The sequence below is a fragment of the Streptomyces sp. NPDC059989 genome (assembly GCF_042736975.1).
Taxonomy (GTDB): domain Bacteria; phylum Actinomycetota; class Actinomycetes; order Streptomycetales; family Streptomycetaceae; genus Streptomyces.
This window is the reverse complement of the sequence record NZ_JBHWUO010000005.1, coordinates 174,476-200,084: the sequence shown is the minus strand read 5'-3', so window position 1 is coordinate 200,084 and position 25,609 is coordinate 174,476. Positions and strand designations below refer to the sequence as shown.

Annotated in this window: 26 protein-coding genes; 9 read left to right on the top strand and 17 right to left on the bottom strand. The window is 70.2% G+C overall.

Annotated elements, in window-relative coordinates; all coding sequences use genetic code 11:
- Window position 1: 1 nt before the first annotated feature.
- From ACFWBN_RS06990 to ACFWBN_RS06980, 3 genes are all read left to right on the top strand, one after another.
- Entirely contained in the window at window positions 2-781 is a 780-nt protein-coding gene (locus ACFWBN_RS06990) for an ABC transporter permease subunit (protein WP_385171893.1), read from the top strand.
- 136 nt (window positions 782-917) lie between these two features.
- Window positions 918-2,033, top strand: coding sequence for an ABC transporter ATP-binding protein (locus ACFWBN_RS06985; RefSeq protein ID WP_385171735.1), 1,116 nt, complete (start codon window positions 918-920; stop codon window positions 2,031-2,033).
- On the top strand, window positions 2,030-2,878 hold the full coding sequence (locus ACFWBN_RS06980) for an ABC transporter permease (protein ID WP_385171732.1): 849 nt from the start codon (window positions 2,030-2,032) through the stop codon (window positions 2,876-2,878). Before ACFWBN_RS06985 ends, ACFWBN_RS06980 begins: the two co-directional genes overlap by 4 nt.
- Before the next feature lie 6 nt (window positions 2,879-2,884).
- On the opposite strand, the gene ACFWBN_RS06975 is transcribed toward ACFWBN_RS06980, so the two are convergent.
- Window positions 2,885-3,211, bottom strand: coding sequence for an ATP/GTP-binding protein (locus ACFWBN_RS06975; RefSeq protein WP_385171729.1), 327 nt, complete (start codon window positions 3,209-3,211; stop codon window positions 2,885-2,887).
- A gap of 230 nt (window positions 3,212-3,441) precedes the next feature.
- Here ACFWBN_RS06975 and ACFWBN_RS06970 point away from each other — a divergent pair, with 230 nt between their 5' ends.
- Window positions 3,442-4,473, top strand: a complete 1,032-nt coding sequence (locus tag ACFWBN_RS06970) for an LLM class flavin-dependent oxidoreductase (protein ID WP_385171726.1) — start codon at window positions 3,442-3,444, stop codon at window positions 4,471-4,473.
- A 15-nt stretch (window positions 4,474-4,488) separates the two neighbouring features.
- On the opposite strand, the gene ACFWBN_RS06965 is transcribed toward ACFWBN_RS06970, so the two are convergent.
- Window positions 4,489-4,881 (bottom strand): SCO5389 family protein, encoded by a 393-nt coding sequence (locus ACFWBN_RS06965; RefSeq protein WP_030037139.1) that lies wholly within the window; start codon window positions 4,879-4,881, stop codon window positions 4,489-4,491.
- Window positions 4,882-5,101: 220 nt separating this feature from the next.
- On the opposite strand from ACFWBN_RS06965, the gene nucS reads away from it, so the two are divergent.
- Window positions 5,102-5,773, top strand: a complete 672-nt coding sequence (gene nucS / locus ACFWBN_RS06960; protein ID WP_376678576.1) for an endonuclease NucS — start codon at window positions 5,102-5,104, stop codon at window positions 5,771-5,773.
- Between the two features lie 183 nt (window positions 5,774-5,956).
- Here the strand turns inward: nucS and ACFWBN_RS06955 are convergent, their stop codons facing one another.
- The 3 genes from ACFWBN_RS06955 to ACFWBN_RS06945 all read right to left on the bottom strand — a co-directional run bounded on the left by ACFWBN_RS06955 (window position 5,957) and on the right by ACFWBN_RS06945 (window position 10,032).
- On the bottom strand, window positions 5,957-8,497 hold the full coding sequence (locus ACFWBN_RS06955; RefSeq protein WP_385171722.1) for an ATP-binding protein: 2,541 nt from the start codon (window positions 8,495-8,497) through the stop codon (window positions 5,957-5,959).
- 182 nt (window positions 8,498-8,679) lie between these two features.
- On the bottom strand, window positions 8,680-9,003 hold the full coding sequence (locus ACFWBN_RS06950) for an STAS domain-containing protein (RefSeq protein ID WP_030153791.1): 324 nt from the start codon (window positions 9,001-9,003) through the stop codon (window positions 8,680-8,682).
- 180 nt (window positions 9,004-9,183) lie between these two features.
- On the bottom strand, window positions 9,184-10,032 hold the full coding sequence (locus ACFWBN_RS06945; protein WP_327416478.1) for a 3-hydroxyacyl-CoA dehydrogenase family protein: 849 nt from the start codon (window positions 10,030-10,032) through the stop codon (window positions 9,184-9,186).
- A gap of 202 nt (window positions 10,033-10,234) precedes the next feature.
- Here ACFWBN_RS06945 and ACFWBN_RS06940 point away from each other — a divergent pair, with 202 nt between their 5' ends.
- Window positions 10,235-10,807, top strand: coding sequence for a cob(I)yrinic acid a,c-diamide adenosyltransferase (locus tag ACFWBN_RS06940; RefSeq protein ID WP_385171717.1), 573 nt, complete (start codon window positions 10,235-10,237; stop codon window positions 10,805-10,807).
- On the opposite strand, the gene ACFWBN_RS06935 is transcribed toward ACFWBN_RS06940, so the two are convergent.
- Entirely contained in the window at window positions 10,804-11,376 is a 573-nt protein-coding gene (locus ACFWBN_RS06935; RefSeq protein ID WP_385171713.1) for a hypothetical protein, read from the bottom strand. The two genes, ACFWBN_RS06940 and ACFWBN_RS06935, sit on opposite strands and share 4 nt — an antisense overlap.
- Window positions 11,377-11,562: 186 nt before the next feature.
- Between ACFWBN_RS06935 and ACFWBN_RS06930 the strand changes: the two genes are divergently transcribed.
- The 3 genes from ACFWBN_RS06930 (at window position 11,563) to ACFWBN_RS06920 (ending at window position 15,423) form a co-directional block, all read left to right on the top strand.
- Complete coding sequence (locus tag ACFWBN_RS06930; protein WP_385171708.1) at window positions 11,563-12,747, top strand: sensor histidine kinase; 1,185 nt, start codon at window positions 11,563-11,565, stop codon at window positions 12,745-12,747.
- Window positions 12,744-13,388 (top strand): response regulator, encoded by a 645-nt coding sequence (locus ACFWBN_RS06925; RefSeq protein WP_385171705.1) that lies wholly within the window; start codon window positions 12,744-12,746, stop codon window positions 13,386-13,388. Before ACFWBN_RS06930 ends, ACFWBN_RS06925 begins: the two co-directional genes overlap by 4 nt.
- Before the next feature lie 124 nt (window positions 13,389-13,512).
- Window positions 13,513-15,423, top strand: a complete 1,911-nt coding sequence (locus tag ACFWBN_RS06920) for a glycosyl hydrolase family 18 protein (protein WP_385171890.1) — start codon at window positions 13,513-13,515, stop codon at window positions 15,421-15,423.
- Window positions 15,424-15,549: 126 nt separating this feature from the next.
- Here ACFWBN_RS06920 and ACFWBN_RS06915 read toward each other — a convergent pair whose 3' ends face one another.
- From ACFWBN_RS06915 to ACFWBN_RS06865, 11 genes are all read right to left on the bottom strand, one after another.
- Window positions 15,550-15,996 carry a DUF2550 domain-containing protein gene (locus ACFWBN_RS06915; protein ID WP_385171702.1) on the bottom strand — a complete coding sequence of 149 codons (447 nt, stop codon included), beginning with the start codon at window positions 15,994-15,996 and terminating at the stop codon, window positions 15,550-15,552.
- A 124-nt stretch (window positions 15,997-16,120) separates the two neighbouring features.
- Window positions 16,121-16,495: a F0F1 ATP synthase subunit epsilon gene (locus tag ACFWBN_RS06910; RefSeq protein WP_215018162.1), complete on the bottom strand. Its 375-nt coding sequence runs from the start codon at window positions 16,493-16,495 to the stop codon at window positions 16,121-16,123.
- 165 nt (window positions 16,496-16,660) lie between these two features.
- Window positions 16,661-18,103, bottom strand: coding sequence for a F0F1 ATP synthase subunit beta (gene atpD, locus ACFWBN_RS06905; RefSeq protein ID WP_243631448.1), 1,443 nt, complete (start codon window positions 18,101-18,103; stop codon window positions 16,661-16,663).
- Window positions 18,103-19,020: a F0F1 ATP synthase subunit gamma gene (locus tag ACFWBN_RS06900; RefSeq protein WP_385171696.1), complete on the bottom strand. Its 918-nt coding sequence runs from the start codon at window positions 19,018-19,020 to the stop codon at window positions 18,103-18,105. Before ACFWBN_RS06900 ends, atpD begins: the two co-directional genes overlap by 1 nt.
- A 20-nt stretch (window positions 19,021-19,040) precedes the next feature.
- Entirely contained in the window at window positions 19,041-20,636 is a 1,596-nt protein-coding gene (atpA, locus tag ACFWBN_RS06895) for a F0F1 ATP synthase subunit alpha (RefSeq protein WP_385171694.1), read from the bottom strand.
- A 129-nt stretch (window positions 20,637-20,765) separates the two neighbouring features.
- On the bottom strand, window positions 20,766-21,581 hold the full coding sequence (locus tag ACFWBN_RS06890; RefSeq protein ID WP_385171691.1) for a F0F1 ATP synthase subunit delta: 816 nt from the start codon (window positions 21,579-21,581) through the stop codon (window positions 20,766-20,768).
- On the bottom strand, window positions 21,578-22,117 hold the full coding sequence (locus ACFWBN_RS06885; RefSeq protein ID WP_385171688.1) for a F0F1 ATP synthase subunit B: 540 nt from the start codon (window positions 22,115-22,117) through the stop codon (window positions 21,578-21,580). The genes ACFWBN_RS06890 and ACFWBN_RS06885 overlap by 4 nt, the downstream gene beginning before the upstream one ends.
- Window positions 22,118-22,160: 43 nt before the next feature.
- Complete coding sequence (locus tag ACFWBN_RS06880) at window positions 22,161-22,394, bottom strand: F0F1 ATP synthase subunit C (protein WP_385171685.1); 234 nt, start codon at window positions 22,392-22,394, stop codon at window positions 22,161-22,163.
- 82 nt (window positions 22,395-22,476) lie between these two features.
- The gene (atpB, locus tag ACFWBN_RS06875; RefSeq protein WP_385171887.1) at window positions 22,477-23,316 is read right to left on the bottom strand and encodes a F0F1 ATP synthase subunit A; all 840 of its coding nucleotides are present in this window, start codon (window positions 23,314-23,316) and stop codon (window positions 22,477-22,479) included.
- Window positions 23,317-23,526: 210 nt separating this feature from the next.
- Entirely contained in the window at window positions 23,527-23,964 is a 438-nt protein-coding gene (locus ACFWBN_RS06870) for a hypothetical protein (protein ID WP_385171682.1), read from the bottom strand.
- Between the two features lie 274 nt (window positions 23,965-24,238).
- The gene (locus tag ACFWBN_RS06865) at window positions 24,239-25,573 is read right to left on the bottom strand and encodes an MraY family glycosyltransferase (RefSeq protein WP_385171679.1); all 1,335 of its coding nucleotides are present in this window, start codon (window positions 25,571-25,573) and stop codon (window positions 24,239-24,241) included.
- Window positions 25,574-25,609: the final 36 nt, after the last annotated feature.

Here is a 25,609-nt window from a genome sequence, read left to right as displayed (position 1 = left end):
CATGTCCTCCTTCCCCGCCGTCCTCAAGTCCGAGTGGACCAAGATCCGTACGGTCGCCTCCACCACCTGGACCCTGGTCTCCGCCCTGGTGGTCACGGTCGGCATCAGCGCCGCGCTGTGCGCCTTCTTCAACGCGTCCTTCAAGGACATGCCCGCGGAACAGCAGGCCACCTTCGACCCGACCCTGGCGAGCTTCGCCGGCATGAGCCTCGGCCAGCTGGCGATGATCGTCTTCGGTGTCCTGGTGGTCGGCACCGAGTACAGCTCGGGCATGATCCGCACCTCGCTGGCCGCCGTGCCGAACCGCGCGAGCTTCCTCTTCGGCAAGCTCCTCGTCGCCACCGGGCTGGCGCTGGTCGTGGGGCTCGCGACCAGCTTCCTGTCCTTCTTCCTCGGGCAGGCCATCCTGGGCGACCGCTCCATCGGCATCGACGAGGACAACGTGCTGCGCGCGGTGATCGGCGCCGGCCTCTACATGGCCACGATCGCGCTGTTCTCCATGGGCGTGGCCACGATCCTGCGCAGCTCGATCCTGGCGCTCGGCATCCTGATGCCGTTCTTCTTCCTGGTCTCGAACATCCTCGGGGCCGTCTCCGCCACCCGCAAGGTGGCCCAGTACTTCCCGGACCAGGCCGGCTCCAAGATCATGCAGGTGATCCCCGGCGCCATGGACAGCGGCACCTCGCCGTACGGTCCCTGGGGCGGCTTCGGGATCATGGTCCTGTGGACGCTGGCCGCCGTGCTGGGCGGCTACCTCGTCCTGAAGAAGCGGGACGCCTGAGGTACTACGGGTGATCCCCGGGTCGGTCTCAGGGGTACCTCAGGGATCCGGCCCGGGACGGAACCGTAGGAACCTCGTTATCCTCTTAACCCTTACGCGGGCGAAAGTCGTCCCGGCCTGGTAAGGGGCAGCAAAGATGATCGAGGCAGTCGGCCTGACCAAGCGCTTCGGCGCCAAGACCGCCGTCGACCAGCTGTCCTTCCAGGTCAGGCCGGGTCACGTGACCGGCTTCCTGGGGCCCAACGGCTCCGGGAAGTCCACCACCATGCGCATGATCGTCGGCCTCGACCGGCCCACATCGGGCCGGGTCACGATCAACGGCCTCCCCTTCCGGGAGCTGCCGAACGCCCAGCGGCTCGTCGGGGCCCTGCTCGACGCCAAGGCCGTGCACGGCGGCCGCCGGGCCCGCACGCACCTGCTCTCCATCGCCCAGCTCTCCGGGATCCCCGAGAAGCGGGTGGACGAGGTACTGGCCGTGGTCGGCCTCCAGGACGTCGCCCGGCAGCGCACGAAGGGCTTCTCGCTCGGCATGGGCCAGCGGCTCGGCATCGCCACCGCCCTGCTCGGCGACCCCCAGGTGCTGCTGTTCGACGAGCCGGTCAACGGGCTGGACCCCGAGGGCATCCTCTGGGTCCGCAATCTGATGCGCCGGCTGGCCGCCGAGGGCCGCACCGTCCTGGTCTCCTCGCACCTGATGAGCGAGATGGCGCTGACCGCCGACCACCTGATCGTGATCGGCCGCGGCCGGCTCCTGGCCGACATGGGCACCCAGGAGTTCATCACGCACAATTCGGCCGGATTCGCTCGGGTGCGCGCGGCCGACACCGATCCCGATGGCCGGGACGCGCTGGGTACCACGCTCACCAAGGCGGGCGGGCGGGTCCTCCAGGAGCCCGACGGAGCACTGCGCGTGACCGGGCTGGAGCTCCCCCGCATCTCGGACCTGGCGCACGAGGCCGGCGTACGGCTGTGGGAGCTGTCACCGCACCGGGCCTCGCTGGAGGAGGCGTACATGCGGATGACCCAGTCCTCCGTCGAGTACACCTCCACCGACGACCCGCGGGCCGAGCTGTGGGAGCCCGAACCGCACACCGTCCCGGCCTGGGAGGACGAGCCCGCGGCCCCCGAGGTCCCGCAGACGGGCTTCTACGCGCCGCCGCCGCCCGAAGCGGGCGGCCGGCCCTTCCTGATGCCCAGCGACCCCGGCGAGCTCGCGAGCGCCGCCAAGAACAACCCCGAGGAAACCCGATGACTCCGACGAGGACGACGCCGGAGGCGGCAGCGGAGCAGCCGGAGGGCTACACCTCTCCCCTGCCCACGCCGCGGCCGCACCTGGGGCACGCCCTGGCCTCGGAGTGGACCAAGATGGTCTCGGTCCGCTCGACCCTGTTCACCCTCGGCGCGCTCGTGCTGACCGTCATCGGCTTCGGGCTGCTCTTCGTCTCGCAGAGCAGGGACGAGTCGTTCGTCGACATCTCCTTCACCACGCCCGCGCTCTTCGGCCTGCTGATCGGTCAGCTCGCGGTGATGGTCCTCGGCATCCTGACCATCACATCGGAGCACGCGACCGGGCTGGTGCGGACCACCTTCACCGCCGCCCCCGACCGGTACCGGGTGCTCACCGCCAAGTACCTCGTCTTCAGCGTCACGGCCCTGCTCTCCACCACCATGGCGGTGTTCGTGGTCGGGGTGGCCGCGGCGATCGTGCGCGGCGGCACCGGCGCCGGGCGGCACGCGGCGCACGAGTGGCTGGGCGCGCTGCTCGGCTGCTTCTACGTCACCCTGCTCGGCGTGCTCGCGCTCGCGATCGGGGCACTGCTGCGGCATTCGGCCGGGGCGATCGCCGTGATGCTGGGCGTGGTCACGCTGCCGCCGGTGATAGGCGCGATGCTCAGCGTCTGGGAGACGGCCGCGCCCCTCGGGCGGGTGGTCATCCAGCACAACGCGCCGGTGGCGCTCATGCAGCTGTTCGGCCTGCCGGGCGGCAGCGACATGGGCGCGCAGCCCAGCGGCACGTCCCACATGGCGCTCATCCTGTTCGTCACGGGCGCCGCGGTGGCCGCCTCGTACGTGACGGTCGGCCGCCGGGACGTGTAGGCGCGGCTAGTACTTGGGAGCGTTGCGGGACCGCTGCACCTTCGAGGTGCGGCGGTCCTTCGCGTTCCAGCACGCCTTGTGCCAGTGGCGCCGGTCGTCCACGCCGCCGTACTCCGGCCAGGCCACCAGGTGCGGGGTGCCGGAGGGGATCTCCTGATCGCAGCCGGGGCAGCGGTAGCGCTTGCCGGCCGCGCTCGCACCCGCGACGTGCCGGACCTTCCACTCCTCGCCCTGGTACTCCTCCGTGCGCTCCAGCCCGTAGCGGTCGAGGCCGGTGCCGGGACGTTCTTCCGGAGTCTCGCCGCCCCTGGGGCGGTTGTGGCGCGGTGACACGTATACCTCACGGATGGGCGGACGGCAGTGACTTTCTCCCAGACTACGCGCAGCGAGACCGGGTACCCGCAGGGTGGTTGGGGAAGGGCGGCTCCGCGAAGAGGAATGGCCCGACAATCCCAATAACTTTCCTGTCAGCCCGTGCCTTTGGCACGTGTCAGACGTTGTTGCCATAGGAAGAACCGGTCCACCTGGGGGAGGCCGCGTCAGCCGCGAGGAGGCTAAAGGCGATGCGCGTAGGAGCGTTTGTACTGGCGGCCCAGTTCCCGGGTCAGGGACAGGGAGAGGCACTGCACCGGGCGGTGCGGACCGCCGAGGTGGCCGAGGAGGCCGGGCTCGACTCGGTCTGGCTCGCCGAGCACCACTTCGTCCCGTACGGGGTGTGCCCCTCGGCGGTGACCCTGGCGGCCCTGCTGCTGGGCCGGACCCGGCGGCTGCGGGTGGGCACGGCGGTCAGCGTGCTGCCGAGCACGCACCCGGTGGCCCTCGGCGAGCAGGCGGCGCTGCTGCACCTGACCTCGGGCGGCCGGTTCACCCTCGGGGTGGGACGCGGCGGGCCGTGGGTGGACCTGGAGGTCTTCGGGGGCGGCCTGGACTCGTACGAGAACGGCTTCCCGGAGGCCCTGGACCTGCTGCGGCGCTGGCTGACGGAGGCCCGGGTGGGAGCCGCCGGCGAGCGGTACGGCTTCCGCGAGGTGGCCGTCGTACCGCGGCCGTCGGAGGCTCTGGACGGGGACGGGACGGGCCCGGAGGTCATCGTGGCCTGCACCTCCCCGGGGTCGGTACGGATGGCCGCGCGGCGGGGACTGCCCATGCTGCTCGGCATGCACTGCGGGGACGAGGACAAGGCCGCGATGGTCGCGCTGTGGCGCTCGACGGCGCTGGCCGCGGGCCACTCCCGGGAGTACGTGGCCGGCGCCGGCCACGTATCCGCGGGGGTGTGCCAGCTGGCGGACCGCACGGCGGACGCCCGCGAGACGCTGCTGAAGGCGATGCCGGGGTGGCTCAAGCAGGGCCTGGACGCCCACGTCACCGTGGACGGCCGCGTACGCGCGATGCGCGACCCCGTCGCCTACACGGAACTCCTCTGCGACCTGCACCCGGTGGGCACCCCGCGACTGGCGGCGGACCGGCTGGCGGCCACCTCCGAACGCACGGGCATCACGCGCTTCGCCCTCCTGACGGAGGGCTCCGGCGATCTCGCCGCGACGGAGGAGAACGTACGGCGCCTCGGCGCCGAAGTCCTGCCCCGCCTCGGCTGAGACCGACCGGCCGTACTAGCAGTCCCGCAGTTCCGGCGACTGGTTGAGCAGCTGGCCGCGGATCGAAGTGAACTTGGCGAGCCGGTCGTCGACCGAGGGATCCAGCGGGAACACCGCCACCCGGTGACAGTTCTGGAATGCCAGGCGCACTCCGAAGTGCCGCTGCAGCGCACCGCGTATCGCGTCACTCGCGAGCGCGCGCAGCAGCTGCCCGCGCGCCTGCTCGTCGGGCGGCGGCGTCTGGTTGTCGGCGAACTGTCCGCCGTCCACCTTCAGCTGGGCCACCAGCGAGCTGATCATCTCCCATGCGAAGGGCAGGGAGGTCCGGACGCAGTCGACGAAAGCGGCTTCGTCGACCTCGCCTCGCTCGGCCTGTTCGAGTAGGGCCGGTGAGACGTCGAGCGACATGGGTTCTCCTCTCGCGACCCCGTCCGATCGGGTGGACGGAGTCTTACGGGCAGGGAAGGAGGCCGCGACGCAGAGTGCACGCTTGGCAACCTCCCGCTCACCACGGTAGGCGCCCCATGGGTGGCGCACCAGGAGAATGCGCATACAACGCGCCATCGGCGAACGGGGCTTTCAGGGGCGAATCGCGTGGAGGCCTTCTCGTCGAGTAGCGTTGCCGACCATGCGTCTCGTCATTGCCCGCTGCTCCGTCGACTACGCGGGCCGGCTCACCGCCCATCTGCCCTCGGCACCCCGTCTGATCCTCGTGAAGGCCGACGGCAGTGTCTCGATCCACGCGGACGACCGGGCGTACAAACCGCTCAACTGGATGTCGCCTCCGTGCACCCTCAAGGAGGGGAGCGGGGACGAGGCCGGTGTGTGGACGGTCGTCAACAAGGCGGGCGAGAAGCTCATCATCACGATGGAAGAAGTCCTGCACGACTCCTCCCACGAGCTCGGCATCGACCCCGGGCTCATCAAGGACGGCGTGGAGGCGCACCTCCAGGAGCTCCTCGCCGACCGCATCGAAACGCTGGGCGAGGGCTACACGCTGATCCGGCGCGAGTACATGACGGCGATCGGCCCGGTGGACATCCTGTGCCGGGACGCCTCCGGCGCGACGGTGGCGGTGGAGATCAAGCGGCGCGGCGAGATCGACGGCGTCGAGCAGCTGACCCGCTACCTGGAGCTGCTGAACCGGGATCCGCACCTGGCGCCGGTGCGCGGCGTCTTCGCGGCCCAGGAGATCAAGCCGCAGGCGAAGGTCCTGGCGACGGACCGGGGGATGGACTGCGTGGTCCTGGACTACAACGCGATGCGCGGCATCGAGGACGACAAGCTCCGCCTGTTCTGACCTATACGGGCGCTCCGCGCCCGTGCCCTCAAACGCCGGCGAGGCTGGATATATCCAGCCTCGCCGGCGTTTGAGGCGCGGGGGTCTGGGGGCGGAGCCCCCCACGCGGCGGAGCCGCATATCGGTACTGCCGGGAAGGGGCGGGGTGGGGAAAGCCCCGCAGGGCCCCACCCCCGGTACCCCCTAGCTGGCCGTCGGAGACTGCGGTATCGCAGTCTCGGTGGGCGGAGTCGTAGGGGTCGGCGGAACGGTCGGGGTCGGCGTAGGCGTCGGCGTCCCCGGGTCCGGCGGCGTGGGCGTCGGCGTCGCCGACGACGGCCGGGTCGGGGGCGGCGTCGGGGACGGCTTGCGCGACGGAGTGGTGCGCGGCGGCGCCGTCGTACCGGGGCCGGCGGTCGTGCCCGGCTCCGCGGCCTCCGGGTCCGACGGCGCGGCCGGATCCGCCGGCGCCGACGACGCAGGATCGTTCCCGCTCGTACCCGGCACCACCGGCGGAGCCGCCCCCGTCGGGGTCGAGGACACCGCCGGGCCCCGCGTCGGCGCCGGGGTGTCCGAGGAGCTCATGGCCAGGCTCACGACCGTACCCAGTGCCACCACCGTCAGCGCGCCCGCACCGGCCAGCAGGATCCGGCGCCGCCGGACGGAATCCGCGGCCGGTCCGGCGTACGGCAGGGGGGCCGGGACGGGATCCGCGGCCGGCTTCGGGGTGAGCGGGAAGGCGTCCTCGAACACCTCCGACAGCGTCGAGGGAGCCTCCGGACGCCGGATCACCGGCACGACGGGGTGTGCCGGGGTCACAGGAGCCACCGGGGTCACGGGAGCCACCCGCTTCACCGCCGCCGGGGTCACGGGAGCCACCCGCTTCACCGCCGCCGGGGGCTCGGGGGCCACCACGCCGGTCACTCCGGGCACAGCGGGCACGCCGCCGGGTACCGCCCCCGGAGTCACCGGAAGCGCCGCCGTCACCGCCTCCGGACCCGCCGGCAGGGCAGGCGCGCCGACAGCAGGCGGGGGCGGGGCAGGCAGAGCAGGCACGGCAGCGGCGGCGGCGGCCGCGGCAGCCGGGGCCTCCAGCCGCAGCGGCGGCGACGCCGCCACCCCCGCCGCCTCGCGGTCCACGACCAGCGCCAGCGCCCGCCGGCCCGCCACCGTGCCCCGCTTGTCGGCGAGGGCCCCCTTCAGCCCGATCGAGGTCTCCAGCTCGGCCCGCGCCCGGTCCACGCGCCCCTCGCACAGGGCGAGCACGCCGAGTTCGTGGTGGAAGTACGCCTGCTCGGCGACCTCCCCCGCCTTGCGCGCGGCCTCGGCGCCCGAGCGCAGCACCCGCTCCCACGCCTCCCAGTTCAGCGAGGCGGCGAACGCCGGAGCCGCCGTCCGCGCCAGCAGCACCGCCGCCACCACGTCCGCACCGGCCAGCGCGGCCAGCACCGCGTCCGCCTCCGCCGCGACCCGGTCCGGGGTCACCGAGGTGTGCCCGGTCCACCAGGCGTAGTGCCGGGCGGCCGTACGGGCCCCCTCCGCCGCGGTCTCCCCGTACCCGACCTCCTCCAGCTGTCGCGCGACCCCCGCGGCGAGCCGGTAGCGGGTCCCGACCGGGGTCAACAGCCCGCAGACCAGCAGTTCCGTCACAGCCGAGTCCGCGTGGGTGTCCCCCACCAGCGCCGGCAGGTGCGCGTGGTGCGGCATCTCCCCGCCCAGCGCGCAGGCGATCCGCAGGGCCGCGCGCGCCGACTCGCTGACCCGGGAGGCCAGCAGCTCCGCGGGGGCCGCGCCCTCGGCGAGCGTCGGCAGCGGCACCTCCACGGCGTCGCGCGGGCGCTCCTCGAAGACGCCGGGCTCCTCATCGTCGTCGTCCGCGTCGGTGTGGTTGAGCTCGTCGCGCTGCCGCAGCAGCGCGGCGGCCTGTACGAAGCGCAGCGGCAGCCCTTCGGAGGCGAACCGCAGGTCTCCCGCCCAGGCGGTCTCCAGGTCCGTCAGGGGCCGTCCGATGCCCGCTTCGAGGAGCTCCAGGCAGTCGGCCTTGCCGAGTCCGCCGAGGAAGACCTCCTCCAGGTGCGAGTCGTCGGAAGGGGCCCGCGTCTCGGGGGTCGCGGCGAGCAGGTAGGCGCACTCGGGGGTGGCCCGCAGCAGTTCGTCGAGGGCGGGCCCGCCCATCTCCAGGTCGTCGAGGAGGACGACGGCGCCGATGTCCCGCACCCGGGAGAGCAGTTCGATGCGGTCGGGCCGCTGGTCCGAGGCCTCGTACACGGTGGCGTACAGGGCGTGCAGCAGCTCGCCGGGCTGCTGGTGGCCGTGGCCGGAGAGCCGTACGACCCCGTCGGGGGCGAGGCCGGCGCACTGGGCGGCGACCGCGTCGAGGAGAGCGGTACGGCCCGATCCGGCGGGCCCGGTCAGCCGGACGGACCGGCCTCGGGCCAGCAGCCGTACGAGCCGCTCCCGCTCCTCCTCGCGCGCTCTCAGGGGCGGGGCGGACGCGGGGGCTCCCGGCAGTACGGGCGGGCGCGCGGCGGCGTCCCGGGCGCTGCGGGCGGCCGCGTCGCGCTTGGCGGGGCGGCCGGGGGCGGTGCCGGGCCGGACCGGCTCTATCTCGCTGCCGTCGACGGGGTTGACGGTGAGGGTGTAGTCGCCCGCGGTCAGCCTGACGATCCGTGCGGGTGCCACGGCAGGGTTCCCGGCGGCCCCGGACTGTTCCTCCGGGTGGGTCTGCCCCTGTGTTCGGTCCATGACCAAGTCCCCCGATCGCGGGCCGTGCGCCTCGCCGTCGTACCGCCCGGCCTTCGCACGCCGCTATCGCTACTGGTCCGGTTTTCCGCCCGAACCCTAGACCGTGGCCGGGCGCGCCGGAACCGCAGGGTGGCCATCACCACCGGACCGTTACGTTTCCGCAGGAAAACGGAACGCTACGTTCACACCCGGGGCAGGGACTCCGCCTCCAGGCCGCCCTCGATCGCGAGGATCCGGTGCAGCCGGGTGGCGACGAGCAGCCGCTGCATCTGCGGGGGCACCCCGCGCAGGACGAGCCGCCGTCCGGTCCGGCCGGCCCTCCGGTGCGCGCCCATGATCACGCCGAGGCCGGTCGCGTCCCAGGAGTCGAGCCCGGTGAGGTCGAGCACGAGGTCGCCGTGGCCGTCGTCGAGGGCGGTGTGGAGGGCCGTACGGGCGTCCGCCGCGCTGCGCACGTCGAGGCGGCCCCCGACAGCGAGTTCGGCGTGGTCGCCCCTGATGTGCATGTGTACTCCCGGCAGTACTGCGTACGTATGGTCCGACTGGTCCGTGGTCGGCAACTCTCACTGCAACTGACTGCCGCGCGGGCAGGGAAGTTGCCGACCGTGAGCGAACCGATACCTAATTCACCCCGTGGGGTGATGGCATTCGAACGGTGGTGCTCAGTGGTCCGGCCCGGTGCGGCCTCAGTGCTTGTAGAAGCCCTGTCCGCTCTTGCGGCCGATGTCGCCCGCGTCGACCATCCGGCGCATGAGCTCCGGCGGCGCGAACTTCTCGTCCTGGGATTCGGTGTAGATGTTGCTGGTGGCGTGCAGCAGGATGTCGACGCCCGTGAGGTCCGCCGTGGCCAGCGGGCCCATCGCGTGCCCGAAGCCCAGCTTGCACGCGATGTCGATGTCCTCGGCGGAGGCCACGCCCGATTCGTAGAGCTTTGCGGCCTCGACGACGAGGGCGGAGATCAGACGGGTCGTCACGAAGCCGGCGACGTCGCGGTTGACGACGATGCAGGTCTTGCCGACGGACTCGGCGAACGCGCGGGTGGTGGCGAGGGTTTCGTCGCTCGTCTTGTAGCCGCGCACGAGCTCGCAGAGCTGCATCATCGGGACGGGCGAGAAGAAGTGCGCGCCGACGACCCGCTCCGGGCGCTCCGTCGCGGCCGCGATCTTGGTGATCGGGATGGCGGAGGTGTTGGAGGCGAGGATCGCGTCCTCACGGACGATCTTGTCGAGGGCGCGGAAGATCTCGTGCTTGATCTCGATCTTCTCGAAGACGGCCTCGACCACGATGTCCACGTCGGCGACGGCGTCGAGGTCGGTGGTCGTCGTGATGCGGGCGAGCGCGGCCTCGGCGTCCTCGGCCGTCATCTTGCCCTTGGAGACGAACTTGTCGTACGAGGCCTTGATCCCGTCCGTGCCACGGGTCAGCGCGGCATCGGTGACGTCCCTCAGTACGACGTCCCAGCCCGCCTGAGCGGAGACCTGAGCGATTCCGGACCCCATCAGTCCGGCACCGATGACGGCGAGCTTCCCAGCCACTTCACACCCCACGTTCTTCACACTTCAAACGGCCAGTCCCGATTCGGCCCGGTCATGCGGCCTCTCCGGCGGAGACTAGCGCCCGAGGGGTGCGGTGTGACCGCGAAGTAACACGCGTCACGTCTCAGATGACGGACATCACACCGGGACGGCCCACCGGTCCCCGAGGGCCTCGCAGTTGGGCGCGCACTACCCTGGCGGCATGGTGAACCTCACGCGCATCTACACCCGGACCGGCGACCAGGGCACGACCGCCCTCGGCGACATGAGCCGCACGGCCAAGACCGACCTGCGGATCTCCGCGTACGCCGACGCCAACGAGGCCAACGCGGCCATCGGGACGGCGATCGCGCTCGGCGGGCTGCCGTCGGAGGTCGTGAAGGTCCTGGTCCGGGTGCAGAACGACCTGTTCGACGTGGGCGCGGACCTGTGCACCCCGGTGGTCGAGGACCCCCAGTACCCGCCGCTGCGCGTGGAGCAGTTCTACGTGGACAAGCTGGAGGCGGACTGCGACGCCTTCAACGAGGAGCTGGAGAAGCTGCGCAGCTTCATCCTCCCCGGCGGCACCCCCGGCGCGGCCCTCCTCCACCAGGCCTGCACCGTGGTGCGGCGTGCCGAGCGCTCCACGTGGGCGGCGCTGGAGGTGCACGGCGAGGTGATGAACCCGCTGACGGCGACCTACCTGAACCGCCTCTCCGACCTCCTGTTCATCTTGGCGCGTACGGCCAACAAGGAGGTCGGGGACGTGCTGTGGGTGCCGGGCGGCGAGCGCTAGCGCTCCGTCTTCGCGAGCGCGGGCGGCTCTTCGGCGCCCGCCGGGGCCTTCTTCGGCCAGATCGTGTAGGTCGCGGCGATCAGGGCGTGGATGCCGACCGCCCGCAGGGCGCCGAGCTGCCACGCCTCGAGCGAGCTGACGTCGCCCGCGTCGCCGACGTACCAGATCGCCGTCTGGAGCAGGCCGAGGGCGACGGCCGCGGCGACGACGGTACGGATCCACAGCTTCCACTCGTGGACGGCCCGCGCCTTCCCGTAGCCGGGGCCGGCCGGCTTGGGCCCCCCGGCCAGCCGGTGCGCGACGTGGCCGTCGAGCCACTTGATCGTGTAGTGCCCGTAGGCGACGGTGTAGCCGATGTACAGGGCGGCGAGACCGTGCTTCCAGTCCGGCGCGGCGCCGTTCTTGAGGTCGAGCGTGGTGACCACCAGCAGGACGAGCTCCATCAGGGGCTCGCACAGCAGGACCGCCGCGCCCAGCCGGGGCTTCTTCGCGAGGTAGCGCAGGGCCAGGCCGAGGGCCAGAAGCACCCAGAAGCCGACCTCACAGGCGATGATCAGCGCGACGATCACGGGACTCTCCGTTCCGCTCAGGGGGGCGACGTACTCCCGGCTTCCGTCCGGGTACTCCCAGACTCCCGTCCGGCCGGGCCCGATGCGTCGTCACCGTTGACGACGTGCGACTGCATCCTTCGATGTACCGGGAACTCGGCCTCTCCGCCGAGGTCGGCGCCCCGCACACCCTGTTGGATGGGACCCGTGACCAAGAAGAGCCTGCGCCCCCACCGCCACGACGTGCTCCTGGCCGTGATCGGCCTCCTCGCGGGCCTGGTGATGTGGTCGCTGGGCATCTACAGCAGCTCGAACCGGCACCTCCTGCCCGAATGGGCCGCCCTGGTCCCCCTCGTGGTCCTCAGCGCGATGGAGCTGCTGCGCCGCTCCAGGCCGGCGGCGGCCCTGGCCGTGGGCACCCTGGGGGTGGTCGCCAACGAGTTCACGGTCGGCAGCCTCACCACGGTCCTGATCTTCACCGACCTGATGTACGCGGCCGTCGTCTACGGGAAACCCTCCACGGCCCGGCGGCTCCCGGTCAGCACCGGCCTGATCACCGTGGCCGTCACCATCGGCTTCCTGGCGTGGCTGCGCACCCCGGAGGCCCTGCTGATCGGCGTGGTCACCGGCCTGGTCAGTTTCGCCCCGGCCCTGACCGGCGCCACCCTGCGCAACCACCGCGAGGCCGCCGTGGCCGCCCGGCTGCGCGCCGAGCAGACCGCGCTGCTGGCCGAAATGGACCGCAGCCAGGCCGTCGCCGCCGAGCGCGCCCGGATGGCCCGGGAGCTGCACGACATGGTGGCCAACCACCTCTCCGCCATCGCCATCCACTCCACGGCCGCGCTCTCCATCGACCGGGCCGACACCAGCCGCGAGGCGCTCGGGGTGATCCGCGAGAACAGCGTCCAGGGCCTGGCCGAGATGCGCCGGCTGATCGGGCTGCTGCGGGACGCCGGCGCGGAGCAGGAGCCCGTGGCCGTGCCCTCGCTCGACGGTCTGGAGGCCCTGCTCGGCCAGGCCCGTACGAACGGCTCGGCGAGCGGGCTGGAGTTCGTACTGCACGACGACCGGCCGTCCGGGGAACGGGTGCCGGCCCCGGTGGAGCTGGCCGCGTACCGGATCCTGCAGGAGTCGCTGACCAATGCCCTCAAGCACGCGGCGGCGGGCACGGTCACGGTCCGCGTGGCCCGGGTCGACGGGCAGCTGACCGTCGCGGTGGACTCCCCGTACGGGGAAGGCCCCGGCCCGCGGGCCCCCGGCTCCGGGTCCGGGCTGATCGGCATGCGGGAACGGGCGGAGCTGCTGGGCGGGGAGTTCACGGCGGGCCGGTCCGGCCGGGAGTGGCGGGTGCGGGCGACCCTGCCCGCGGAAGAGAAGGCGGTGGAGGCGTGACCATCAGGGTCGTGGTGGCGGAGGACCAGAGCGCGGTACGGGCCGGGCTGGTGCTCATCCTGCGCAGCGCGGGCGACATCGAGGTGGCGGGCGAGGCGGGCGACGGGGAGGAGGCGGTGCGCCTGGCCCGGGAGCTGCGGCCGGATCTCGTCCTCATGGACGTGCAGATGCCGAGGCTCGACGGGGTGTCCGCGACCCGCCAGGTGGTGGCGGAGGGCCTGGCCGACGTCCTCGTGCTGACCACCTTCGACCTCGACGAGTACGTGTTCGGGGCGCTGCGGGCGGGGGCCGCGGGCTTCCTCCTGAAGAACGCGGAGGCGGCGGAGCTGATCGAGGCGGTACGGACGGTCGCGCGCGGGGAGGGCCTGATCGCCCCGGCGGTGACCCGGCGGCTGATCGCCGAGTTCGCGGCTCCGGCGAAGCCGGCCAGACCGGCCGCCCCGCCGGCCCTGGAGACGCTGACGCGCCGCGAGCGCGAGGTCCTGTCCTGCCTGGGCGAGGGGCTGTCGAACGCGGAGATCGCCGTGCGCCTGGACATGGCGGAGGCGACGGTGAAGACGCACGTCAGCCGTCTCCTGGGCAAACTGGAGCTCCGCAGCCGCGTCCAAGCAGCCGTACTGGCCCAGGAGTTGGGGATCTAGCGGCCACCGGAGGCTACCGGTCTGGACCTCTTGACGGTTGGTCCAGACCTTTCTAATCTCACCGCAACACTGTGGTGAGCGTGCCATGACAAGCGTGCTCACGGGCGGCGCAGGTCCCACCCCCATGCGGCAGTCGGCCCCACGACTGCCGCGGACCTACGGAGGAGCACCCTTGAGCACAGCATCCCCACCCCGTACCGGGCGCACCCGGCGCTCCCGGTTCTTCACGCGGGTCGCGGCGGTCGTGGCAGCCCTCGCCGTCCCCGTCACCGGGCTGGTCGCGCTGGCCGGCCCCGCGCAGGCCGCCGCTTCCGCGACCGCGACGTACACCAAGGTCTCCGACTGGGGCACCGGCTTCGAGGGCAAGTGGACGGTGAAGAACACCGGCACCACCACCCTCACCAGCTGGACCGTGGAGTGGGACTACCCGGCCGGCACCACCGTCACCTCGGCCTGGGACGCCACCGTCACCAGCTCGGGCACCCACTGGACCGGCAAGAACGTCGGCTGGAACGGCACCCTCTCCCCCGGTGCCTCCATCAGCTTCGGCTTCAACGGCGCCGGCTCCGGCGCCCCCAGCGGTTGCAAGGTCAACGGCGGCTCCTGCGACGGCACCACCCAGCCCGGTGACAACCCGCCCTCCGCCCCCGGCGCCCCCACAGCCGGCGGCATCACGGACACCGGCTTGACCCTGAGCTGGTCGGCGGCCACCGACGACAAGGGCATCAAGAACTACGACGTCTACCGCGGCGGCGCCAAGATCGCGACCGTCACGGGCACGAGCTACGCCGACTCCGGCCTGACCAAGGGCACGACGTACACGTACAACGTCGTCGCGCGCGACACCGCCGACCAGACCGGCGCGTCCTCCGCCCACGTCTCGTTCACCACGACCGGCGGCACCGTGCCCCCGGACCCGGGCGGCAAGGTCAAGCTCGGCTACTTCACCGAGTGGGGCGTCTACGGGCGCAACTACCACGTGAAGAACCTGGTCACCTCCGGCTCCGCCGCGAAGATCACCCACATCAACTACGCCTTCGGCAACGTCCAGAACGGCGCGTGCACCATCGGTGACGCCTACGCCGACTACGACAAGGCCTACACCGCCGACCAGAGCGTCGACGGCGTCGCCGACACCTGGGACCAGCCGCTGCGCGGCAACTTCAACCAGCTGCGCAAGCTCAAGGCCAAGTACCCGAACATCAAGATCCTCTGGTCCTTCGGCGGCTGGACCTGGTCCGGCGGCTTCGGCCAGGCCGCGGCCAACCCGGCCGCCTTCGCCCAGTCCTGCTACAACCTGGTCGAGGACCCCCGCTGGGCGGACGTCTTCGACGGCATCGACATCGACTGGGAGTACCCGAACGCCTGCGGCCTGTCCTGCGACACCAGCGGCGCCGCCGCGTTCAAGAACCTGATGTCGGCGCTGCGCACCAAGTTCGGCGGCTCCAACCTGGTCACCGCCGCGATCTCCGCGGACGGCTCCAACGGCGGCAAGCTCGACCTCGCCGACTACGCGGGCGCCGCCCAGTACGCCGACTTCTACAACGTCATGACGTACGACTTCTTCGGCGCCTGGGACGCCAAGGGCCCGACCGCCCCGCACTCCCCCCTCACCTCGTACGCGGGCATCCCGATCGCCGGCTTCAACTCCGAGGCCGCCATCACCAAGCTCAAGGGCAAGGGCATCCCCGGCTCCAAGCTCAACCTCGGCATCGGCTTCTACGGCCGCGGCTGGACCGGAGTCACCCAGGCCGCCCCGGGCGGCACCGCCACCGGACCCGCGCAGGGCACCTACGAGCAGGGCATCGAGGACTACAAGGTCCTCAAGAACAGCTGCCCGGCCACCGGCACCGTGGCCGGCACCGCCTACGCCAAGTGCGGCAGCAACTGGTGGAGCTACGACACCCCCGCCACCATCGCCGGGAAGATGACCTGGGCCAAGCAGCAGGGCCTCAAGGGAGCCTTCTTCTGGGAGTTCAGCGGCGACACCACGAACGGTGAGCTCGCGAACGCGATCCACACCGGACTCCAGTAAAGGCCGAAGCCGGGGAGACGGGTCCGCCCCCGTCTCCCCGGCTTCCTCATGTCTGAAGTCGATCAGGCCACATTCACCCTCCCCCAGACTTCGTCCGGGGGGACCCCCATCCAACGGGCAAGGAATTCAGGCGACATTCACCCGTTGCCCGGGCGGCGCCGCCTCCAGCCAGGCCAGGAAACCGGTCAGCGCGTCCTCGCTCATCGCCAGCTCCAGGCGCGTCCCCTGATGGACACAGCCGAGCACAACGGCGTCGGAGAGCAGGGCCAGCTCCTCCTCGCCCTCGGGGGCACGGCGGGCGACGACCTCGATGGAGGACCGCTCCAGCATCCGGCGCGGGCGGGGCGAGTAGCTGAAGACGCGGAACCAGTCGATGCGGTCACCGCTGTAGCGCGCGACCCCGTACACCCAGCCCTTGCCGGAGATGTCGGGCTCTTCGGCCACGCCCCAGCGCATGCTGCAGTCGAAGGTGCCGCCGGAGCGCTGGATCAGTCTGCGGCGCAGCCCGAAGACAAACAGCCCGATCACCACCAGGGCTACGACCAGGCCGCTCACAAGCAGAGCGAGGAGCATCTTCACCGACCTCCTCGCTCATCGAATACAGACGAAAAACAGACCTGCATCGCCTCAGCCGCGACCCGCTCCGGAAAATTCCGGAACGGACCGCGGCTGAGGTTTCACACTTTTGGTACGGCGCTCAGTGCCCCGCGACCGCACGCAGACGGACTTCGGCGCGCCGCTCGGAGGCCGCGTCGGTCTCCGACTTGGCGCGCTCCAGTGCCCGCTCCGCGCGCTGGACGTCAATCTCGTCGGCGAGCTCGGCGATCTCGGCCAGCAGGGACAGCTTGTTGTCCGCGAACGAGATGAAACCGCCGTGCACCGCGGCGACGACAGTGTTGCCCTCGCTGGTACGGATGGTCACAGGGCCCGATTCCAGCACACCGAGAAGCGGCTGGTGACCGGGCATGACGCCGATGTCGCCGGACGTGGTGCGGGCGACAACAAGGGTGGCCTCGCCGGACCAGACATTGCGGTCCGCCGCGACCAGCTCGACGTGCAGCTCAGCAGCCAAGGTGGCTCCTCGGGTCACCACCCGGCGGTTCAGCCGGGTGTTGGGTCAAATTCTAATGGGCGTGGGGAGAGGGACGGGACATACCCGCCCCTCTCCGTCTGCAGACACTGTCAGCGTTCACTGGTGGCCTGCGAACCGGATGCGCTCCGCGAGGAGCACGCCGGATCAGGAGACGCCCAGCTCCTTGGCGTTGGCCTTCAGGTCCTCGATGCCACCGCACAGGAAGAACGCCTGCTCGGGGAAGTGGTCGTAGTCACCGTCGCAGATCGCGTTGAACGCGGTGATCGACTCCTCGAGCGGAACGTCCGAACCGTCCACGCCGGTGAACTGCTTGGCGACGTGGGTGTTCTGCGACAGGAAGCGCTCGACACGACGGGCACGGTGGACAACGAGCTTGTCCTCCTCGCCCAGCTCGTCGATACCGAGGATCGCGATGATGTCCTGGAGGTCCTTGTACTTCTGGAGGATCCCCTTGACGCGCATCGCCGTGGCGTAGTGGTCCGCCGCGATGTACCGCGGGTCGAGGATGCGGGACGTCGAGTCCAGCGGGTCCACGGCCGGGTAGATGCCCTTCTCGGAGATCGGACGGGAGAGAACCGTCGTCGCGTCGAGGTGGGCGAAGGTGGTCGCCGGCGCCGGGTCGGTCAGGTCGTCCGCGGGGACGTAGATCGCCTGCATCGAGGTGATCGAGTGACCACGGGTCGAGGTGATGCGCTCCTGGAGGAGACCCATCTCGTCGGCCAGGTTCGGCTGGTAACCCACCGCGGAGGGCATACGGCCGAGCAGGGTCGACACCTCGGAACCCGCCTGGGTGTACCGGAAGATGTTGTCGATGAAGAACAGCACGTCCTGCTTCTGCACATCGCGGAAGTACTCCGCCATGGTCAGACCGGCAAGGGCGACGCGCAGACGGGTGCCCGGGGGCTCGTCCATCTGGCCGAAGACAAGCGCCGTCTTGTCGATGACGCCCGAGTCGGCCATTTCCTCGATGAGGTCGTTGCCCTCACGGGTACGCTCACCGACGCCCGCGAAGACCGACACACCGTCGTGGTTGTTGGCGACGCGGTAGATCATTTCCTGGATCAGAACGGTCTTGCCGACACCGGCACCACCGAACAGACCGATCTTTCCACCCTTGACGTACGGGGTGAGAAGGTCGATGACCTTGACGCCGGTCTCGAACATCTCGGTCTTCGACTCGAGCTCGTCGAAGCGGGGCGCCTTGCGGTGGATCGGCCAGCGCTCGGTGACCTCGGCGTTCGCCTCGGGGTAGTTCAGCACCTCACCCAGCGTGTTGAACACCTTGCCCTTGGTGAAGTCACCGACGGGGACGGTGATGCCCTCGCCCGTGTCGGTCACCGCGGCCTGGCGGACCAGACCGTCGGTCGGCTGCATCGAGATGGTACGGACGATGCCGTCACCCAGGTGCTGCGCGACCTCGAGGGTCAGGGTCTTGAGCTTGCCGTCCTCGGCCGGGTCTGCGACCTGGACCTTGAGGGCGTTGTAGATCTCGGGCATGGCGTCGACGGGGAACTCCACGTCGACGACCGGGCCGATGACCCGGGCGACGCGGCCCGTGGCGGCGGCCGTCTCAACAGTGGTCGTCATTACTTGTCACTCCCCGCGGTCGCGTCAGCCATGGCGCTCGCGCCACCGACGATCTCGCTGATTTCCTGGGTGATTTCGGCCTGGCGGGCCGCGTTGGCAAGCCGGGAGAGGCTCTTGATGAGATCCCCGGCGTTGTCGGTCGCCGACTTCATCGCGCGGCGGCGGGCGGCGTGCTCGGAAGCGGCCGACTGCAGCAGTGCGTTGTAGATACGGCTCTCGACGTAGCGCGGCAGCAGGGCGTCGAGGACGTCCTCCGCCGACGGCTCGAAGTCGAACAGCGGAAGGATCTCGCCCTTCGTACCGCTCTCCTCCACAGCCTGGTCGAGGCTGAGCGGCAGCATCCGACCGTCCACCGGGTTCTGCGTCATCATCGACACGAATTCCGTGTAGACGATGTGCAGCTCGTCGACGCCGCCCTCGGCCGTCTCCGTCTGGATGGCCTCGATCAGCGGCCCGGCGACGCGCTTGGCGTCGGCGTAGGCCGGGCTGTCGGTGAAGCCGGTCCACGAATCCGCGACCTTGCGCTCGCGGAAGCCGTAGTAGGCCAGACCCTTGCGGCCGACGATGTAGGTGTCGACGTCCTTGCCCTCAGCGCGCAGCCGCTCGGTGAGCCGCTCCGCCTGCTTGATGGCGTTCGAGGAGTAGCCGCCGGCCAGACCGCGGTCGCTCGTGATGAGCAGAACCGCGGCACGCGTCGGCGTCTCGACCTCGGTGGTCAGGGCGTGCTTGGTGTTCGAGCCGGTCGCCACCGCGGTCACCGCACGGGTGAGCTCGGTCGCGTACGGCATCGATGCCGCCACCTTGCGCTGCGCCTTGACGATGCGCGAGGCGGCGATCATCTCCATCGCCTTGGTGATCTTCTTGGTCGCCGTGATGGCACGGATGCGACGCTTGTAGACCCGGAGCTGCGCTCCCATGAGTCAGGTCCCTTCCGTCGTCACTTGGAGACGTTGACGGCCGGTGCGTCCTCGCCGAGGAGCTTGCCGTCCGAGGTCTCGAACTGGCGCTTGAAGGCAGCGATGGCGTCCGCGACCGACGTCAGGGTGTCGTCCGACATCTTGCCGCCCTCGGCGATGGAGGTGAGGAGGTCCTTGCGCTCGCGGCGCAGGTGCTCCAGCAGCTCCGACTCGAAGCGACGGATGTCGTTGACCGGGACGTCGTCCATCTTGCCGGTGGTGCCGGCCCAGACGGAGACGACCTGCTCCTCGACGGGCATCGGCTGGTACTGGCCCTGCTTCAGCAGCTCGACCAGACGCTTGCCGCGTTCCAGCGAAGCCTTCGACGCGGCGTCCAGGTCGGAACCGAAGGCGGCGAACGCCTCCAGCTCGCGGTACTGGGCGAGGTCCAGGCGCAGACGGCCGGAAACCTGCTTCATGGCCTTGTGCTGGGCGGAGCCACCGACGCGGGAGACCGAGATACCGACGTTCAGCGCCGGGCGCTGGCCCGCGTTGAACAGGTCGGACTCCAGGAAGCACTGGCCGTCGGTGATGGAGATGACGTTGGTCGGGATGAACGCCGACACGTCGTTCGCCTTGGTCTCGACGATCGGCAGACCGGTCATCGAACCGGCACCCATGTCGTCGGAGAGCTTCGCGCAGCGCTCCAGCAGACGGGAGTGCAGGTAGAAGACGTCACCCGGGTAGGCCTCGCGGCCCGGCGGGCGGCGCAGCAGCAGCGAGACGGCGCGGTAGGCGTCGGCCTGCTTCGACAGGTCGTCGAAGATGATCAGGACGTGCTTGCCGGCGTACATCCAGTGCTGGCCGATGGCGGAACCGGTGTACGGCGCCAGGTACTTGAAGCCGGCCGGGTCGGACGCCGGGGCGGCGACGATCGTCGTGTACTCGAGCGCACCGGCGTCTTCCAGGGCGCCGCGAACGGACGCGATGGTCGAGCCCTTCTGGCCGATGGCGACGTAGATGCAGCGAACCTGCTTGTTCACGTCGCCCGAGCGCCAGTTGTCGCGCTGGTTGATGATCGTGTCGACGGCAAGAGCGGTCTTGCCGGTCTGACGGTCACCGATGATCAGCTGACGCTGGCCACGGCCGACCGGCACCATCGCGTCGATCGCCTTGTAGCCGGTCTGCATCGGCTCGTGCACCGACTTGCGGACCATGACGCCCGGGGCCTGCAGCTCGAGGGCGCGGCGGCCTTCGGTCGCGATCTCGCCGAGACCGTCGATCGGGTTGCCGAGCGGGTCGACGACGCGGCCGAGGTAGCCCTCGCCTACGCCGACGGAGAGAACCTCACCGGTGCGCTGCACCGGCTGGCCCTCCTCGATACCGCTGAACTCGCCGAGGACGACCGCACCGATCTCGCGCTCCTCGAGGTTGAGGGCGAGACCGAGGGTGCCGTCCTCGAACTTCAGCAGCTCGTTCGCCATGGCGGAGGGCAGGCCCTCCACCTTCGCGATGCCGTCGCCGGCAACGCTGACCGTTCCGACCTCCTCGCGCGAGGCCGCGTCCGGCTGGTACGACTGGACAAAGTTCTCCAGTGCGTCCCGGATCTCCTCCGGCCGGATCGTGAGCTCCGCCATCTGGGTTCCCTGCTCTCCTTGTTGGGCCTGAAGCTTCTTAGGGGTCTGGGGGCGACCCCCAGGAATCTTCTGCAAGTTCTGCACGGCCCAACCGGGCCGCTAGGAATGCGTTGTTCTATTGGTGGCTGGTCAGCCGGCCATGCGGCGGGACGCCTCGGCGAGGCGGTCCGCGATGGTGCCGTCGATGACCTCGTCGCCGACACGCACCGAGATCCCGCCGAGGACCTCGGGGTCCACGTCGAGGTTCAGGTGCATCTGGCGGCCGTACAGCTTGGCCAGGACCGCGCCGAGACGCGCCTTCTGCACGTCGCTGAGCGGAACCGCGCTGGTCACGGTGGCGACCATGCGGTTGCGGCGCTCGGCGGCGAGCGTGGAAAGGGACTCGAGTCCCGCTTCCAGGCTACGTCCACGCGGCTGGGTGACAAGACGGATCACCAGGCGCTCGGTGACGGCGTTCACCTTGCCGCCGAGCAGGCTGCGCAGCAGCGTGCTCTTGGCGGAGGCGGTGGCCGCCCGGTCGGTCAGCGCGGAACGCAGCTCGGTGCTCGAGGAGACGATCCGGCCGAACCGGAACACCTCGTCCTCGACGTTGTCGAGCGCGTCGCCCTGCTGGGCCGCCGTGAGGTCGGCGGTGGCCGCCAGCTCCTCCAGCGAGTCCACCAGGTCGCGGGACTGCGACCAGCGGGACCGGGCCATGCCGGACACCAGGTCGAGGGTTTCCCCGCCCACCTGGCCGGACAGCAGTCGGCCCACCAGCTCGGCCTTGGCCTCACCGGACTGCGCCGGGTCCGTGATGACCCGACGCAGCGAGACCTCACGGTCGAGCAGCGCGGTGACGGCTGCCAGCTCACCGGCGAGCTTCGCCGCGTCGACGGACGTGTTGTCCGTCAGCGCGTCGAGACGCTCACGCGCGGAGGCCAGCGCCTCGCGGCTCGCTCCGTTCATCGGGCCGCCTCGGCCTTCTCCTCAAGCTCGCTGAGGAAGCGGTCGATCGTGCGGCTCTGCCGGGCGTGGTCCTCAAGGGACTCGCCGACGAGCTTTCCGGCCAGGTCGGTGGCGAGCTTGCCCACGTCCTGACGCAGCGCCTGAGAGGCGGCCTTGCGGTCCGCCGCGATCTGGGCGTGGCCGGCAGCGATGATCTCCTCACGCTGCCGCTGGCCCTCTGCGCGCAGTTCTTCCTTGAGCGCAGTGCCCTGCTCCAGCGCTTCCTGGCGCAGGCGCGCGGCCTCGTGCCGGGCCTCGGCGAGCTGGGCCTTGTACTGCTCCAGCACGCTCTGAGCCTCGGTCTGAGCGGCCTCAGCCTTCTCGATACCGCCTTCGATCGCCGCGTGGCGCTCGTCCAGAACCTTGTTGATGTTCGGGAGGAGCTTCTTCGCGAGGAAACCGAAGACGATGACGAAGGCGATCAGACCGATGACGAGCTCGGGGATCGGCGGGAAGAGCGGGTTTTCCGTCTCTGCCGCGAGAACCAGGAGGTTCACATCAGTGCCTTTCGTCTAATGGGCTGTTCGTCGAGACCGAGGATCAGGAGCTCGGGTAGACGAACGGCATGACCAGACCGATCAGGGCGAGCGCCTCACAGAAGGCGAAGCCGAGGATCTGGTTGGCGCGGATCAGGCCGGCAGCCTCGGGCTGGCGGGCAAGGGCCTGGGTGCCGTTACCGAAGATGATGCCGACGCCGACGCCGGGGCCGATGGCCGAAAGACCGTAACCAACGGAGCTGAGGGAGCCGGTGACGGCGGCAAGGGTCTGGGACATGCCAGTTCTTCCTTCTCTTTCACGGACCGGTGGGGGTTGGCCACCGGACGAATACGGGGGGGCTGAGCGGGGCGGGCCTGGCTCAGTGGTGCTCGGCGAGCGCGCCCTGGAGGTAGCTGCAGGCCAGGAGGACGAAGACGTACGCCTGGACAGCCTGGATGAAGAGCTCGAAGGCGGTCATCACGATGACCATCACGAACGAGACACCCGCGTAGGCGATGCCGATGCCGTTCAGCAGGTACCAGCTGGCGATCGTGAAGAGCAGCAGCAGGGTGTGACCGGCGAACATGTTCGCGAACAGTCGGACCGCGTGGGTGAAGGGCCGCACCAGGACGTTCGAGAAGAACTCGATGACCATGACGAGCGGCAGCACGCCGCCGAGGCTCTTGTCGTAGCCCGTCAGGTTCTTGAGGCCGCCGACGAAGCCGTGGCGCTTGAACGTGACGCTCATCCAGATCGCGTACACGATCAGAGCCAGGGCGGCGGGGTACGCGATGATCGAGGTCACCGGGAACTGAGCCAGCGGGATGATCGACCAGAGGTTCAGGATCCAGACGAAGAAGAACAGCGAGACCATGAAGGGGACGTACTTCTCGCCCTCCTTCTTGCCCAGCGTCTCGTACACGATGCCGCGGCGCACGAAGTCGTAGCCGGCCTCGGCGACCATCTGGAGCTTGCCGGGGACGACCTTCGGCTTACCGAAGGCGGCCCAGAAGAAGCCCACGATGATGACGGAGCCCAGGAGGGCCAGCAGCATCGGCTTGTTGAAGTACGTGCTGGTCAGGCCAGGCTCGCCCCACAGCGGCTCGAAAAGGAACGAGTGCAGGCCCGGGCCGGGGAAGCCACATCCGTCGAAGATGTGACAGTCGGTCTCGAAAGCGAGGACCTGCGTCGGGTCAGCACTCACCGCGGGCTCCTTCAGCGTGGCGCATAGGTACGGCAACCTCGTTGTGTCGGCGCGGCGAGCAGCCGCGGTTCGGCACTGGACTGGTGTTACGGATGGTGGGGCGGCGGTCAGGCATCGAGCCTCGCGATGGAACAGGCGTCAGCTCAGGTGCCCGAGCCCGCAGTGCCGCATATGGCACCGGACGATAGCAGCATCCCGAACGCGCACTTATCCCGCCCCTACCCCTCACGACTTCGACCCCGGATTTTCGGGCTTGTCACCCTTCACCGAGTCCGGTTCGACGTAAAGGATCTTGGCCTTCATGTGAGCACGCGTCTGTGCGCCGATCCACACGAGGGTGGTGGCGACGAGCGTGATCGCGAACGCCCTGGGATGGAACAGCGTGGTGTTCTTGAACACGGCGAGAAAGACGAAGAGCAGCAGAATCTGGGCCGCGTAGAGCATGAGCCCCATGGCCTGGAAGAGATGCGGAAGTGATTTCGCCGTGCGCTGCAGAACGACGAATCCGATGCCCATGAACAGGATCACGACCAGCGTCGCGACAACGGAACCGACCGCTCCCTTACCGCCGACCACAAAACCACTGATCACGGCGGCTACAGCGCCGGCGGCAGCGGTGGGTACGGCTGTTTGCAGGAGGGATCGGACGTCATCTGACCGCATGGCGGTTTGCTCCGCGTGGTGGTGGGGGCAAGGAACTCGTACGGGACGAGCGTAAGCCCGGTCCGAGAGGGAACCTCGGGCCAAGGGACCGTCGCACTACGGTCCTTCGGCTCTGTCGCCGGGTTTAGTGAACGGTATCACAAACTATTTGATGAGAGCTTTACCTGCCGGGTGTGCTGACTGTCACACATGAGAGGGACCCTGCGCGTGTGTGCGCGACAGCGAACCACCTTGTCTGGTAAAGGGGGTTCATTTCCGACATGCGCCCCCGCCGTCAGCGGGCCGATCCGGCCTTACGCCGGTCGGGGAAGCGCGAACGGGGGCCTACGGCGGTCGCCCCGTTGACGCCGGAGACACCCACGGCGATCGGCCTGGCGGGCTCCGGCTCGGTGCCCGAGGCGTCCCGCGCGGCCGCCTCCGCCGCGGCCTCGGCGGCCCGTGTGGCGTGCCGGTAGCGCGGCGGCACCAGGCCGTAGGCCCAGCGCGGAGCACGCGGGGTGAAGCGCGGCAGGAGCAGCAGGGTCAGGCCCACCGCGCTCAGCCCGGCGATCGCCAGCACGATCCACATCGAGGCGGAATGCACTGAATAGGCCACCGTGCCGAAGGCGATCAGTCCTGACCAGAAGTACATGATGAGGACCGCGCGGCTGTGCGAATGCCCGAGTTCCAGCAGCCGGTGGTGCAGGTGCCCGCGGTCCGCGGCGAAGGGCGACTGGCCCTTCCACGTACGCCGCACGATGGCCAGGACCAGGTCCGCCATCGGGATCGCGATGATCGTCAGCGGCAGGATCAGCGGGATGTAGGCGGGGAGCATCGCGTGCGTCGCGTTGCGCTCGCCACCCGCGAAGAGGGCCAGCGCGTCCGGGTCCACCTGCCCGGTGAGGGAGATCGCGGAGGCGGCCAGCACCAGGCCGATGAGCATCGAGCCGGAGTCGCCCATGAAGATCCGGGCGGGGTGCATGTTGTGCGGCAGGAAGCCCAGGCACATGCCCATCAGGATCGCGGCGAAGAGGGTCGCGGGCGCGGCCGACTCGATGCCGTAGCCGAACCAGATCCGGTACGCGTAGAGGAAGAGCGCGGCGGCGGCGATGCAGACCATGCCGGCGGCGAGGCCGTCCAGTCCGTCCACGAAGTTCACGGCGTTGATGGTGATCACGACGAGGGCCACGGTGAGCAGGTTGCCCTGCCACTGGGTGAGCGGGACCGTGCCGATGCCCGGGACGGGGATCCACAGGATGGTCAGACCCTGCATGACCATCACGCCGGCGGAGATCATCTGCGCGCCGAGCTTGATCAGGGCGTCGAGCTCGAACTTGTCGTCGAGTACGCCGACCAGCCAGATCAGGGCCGCGCCGGAGAGCAGCGCGCGCGGTTCGTTCGACAGCTCGAAGACGCCGTTGAGGTTCCGCAGGTGGTCGGCGACCAGCAGGCCGGCACAGAGTCCGCCGAACATGGCGATGCCGCCCAGCCGTGGCGTGGGCTCGCGGTGCACGTCGCGGGCGCGGATCTCCGGCATGGCCCCGGCCGCGATCGCGAACTTCCGCACGGGCCCGGTCAGCAGGTAGGTCACCGCGACCGTGACGCAAAGCGTCAGCAGATATTCACGCACGGGCTGCCCCAGATGTATCGCCGGCCATCTCAGCCC

Bases quoted from the DNA above. Each gene is read 5' to 3' on its own strand.
- ACFWBN_RS06990 (WP_385171893.1), top strand. From the start codon at position 2: ATGTCCTCCTTCCCCGCCGTCCTCAAGTCCGAGTGGACCAAGATCCGT.
- ACFWBN_RS06985 (WP_385171735.1), top strand. From the start codon at position 918: ATGATCGAGGCAGTCGGCCTGACCAAGCGCTTCGGCGCCAAGACCGCC.
- ACFWBN_RS06980 (WP_385171732.1), top strand. From the start codon at position 2,030: ATGACTCCGACGAGGACGACGCCGGAGGCGGCAGCGGAGCAGCCGGAG.
- ACFWBN_RS06970 (WP_385171726.1), top strand. From the start codon at position 3,442: ATGCGCGTAGGAGCGTTTGTACTGGCGGCCCAGTTCCCGGGTCAGGGA.
- ACFWBN_RS06965 (WP_030037139.1), bottom strand. From the start codon at position 4,881: ATGTCGCTCGACGTCTCACCGGCCCTACTCGAACAGGCCGAGCGAGGC.
- nucS (WP_376678576.1), top strand. From the start codon at position 5,102: ATGCGTCTCGTCATTGCCCGCTGCTCCGTCGACTACGCGGGCCGGCTC.
- ACFWBN_RS06955 (WP_385171722.1), bottom strand. From the start codon at position 8,497: ATGGACCGAACACAGGGGCAGACCCACCCGGAGGAACAGTCCGGGGCC.
- ACFWBN_RS06950 (WP_030153791.1), bottom strand. From the start codon at position 9,003: ATGCACATCAGGGGCGACCACGCCGAACTCGCTGTCGGGGGCCGCCTC.
- ACFWBN_RS06940 (WP_385171717.1), top strand. From the start codon at position 10,235: ATGGTGAACCTCACGCGCATCTACACCCGGACCGGCGACCAGGGCACG.
- ACFWBN_RS06920 (WP_385171890.1), top strand. From the start codon at position 13,513: ATGCGGCAGTCGGCCCCACGACTGCCGCGGACCTACGGAGGAGCACCC.
- ACFWBN_RS06915 (WP_385171702.1), bottom strand. From the start codon at position 15,996: ATGCTCCTCGCTCTGCTTGTGAGCGGCCTGGTCGTAGCCCTGGTGGTG.
- atpD (WP_243631448.1), bottom strand. From the start codon at position 18,103: ATGACGACCACTGTTGAGACGGCCGCCGCCACGGGCCGCGTCGCCCGG.
- ACFWBN_RS06900 (WP_385171696.1), bottom strand. From the start codon at position 19,020: ATGGGAGCGCAGCTCCGGGTCTACAAGCGTCGCATCCGTGCCATCACG.
- atpA (WP_385171694.1), bottom strand. From the start codon at position 20,636: ATGGCGGAGCTCACGATCCGGCCGGAGGAGATCCGGGACGCACTGGAG.
- ACFWBN_RS06890 (WP_385171691.1), bottom strand. From the start codon at position 21,581: ATGAACGGAGCGAGCCGCGAGGCGCTGGCCTCCGCGCGTGAGCGTCTC.
- ACFWBN_RS06880 (WP_385171685.1), bottom strand. From the start codon at position 22,394: ATGTCCCAGACCCTTGCCGCCGTCACCGGCTCCCTCAGCTCCGTTGGT.
- ACFWBN_RS06870 (WP_385171682.1), bottom strand. From the start codon at position 23,964: ATGCGGTCAGATGACGTCCGATCCCTCCTGCAAACAGCCGTACCCACC.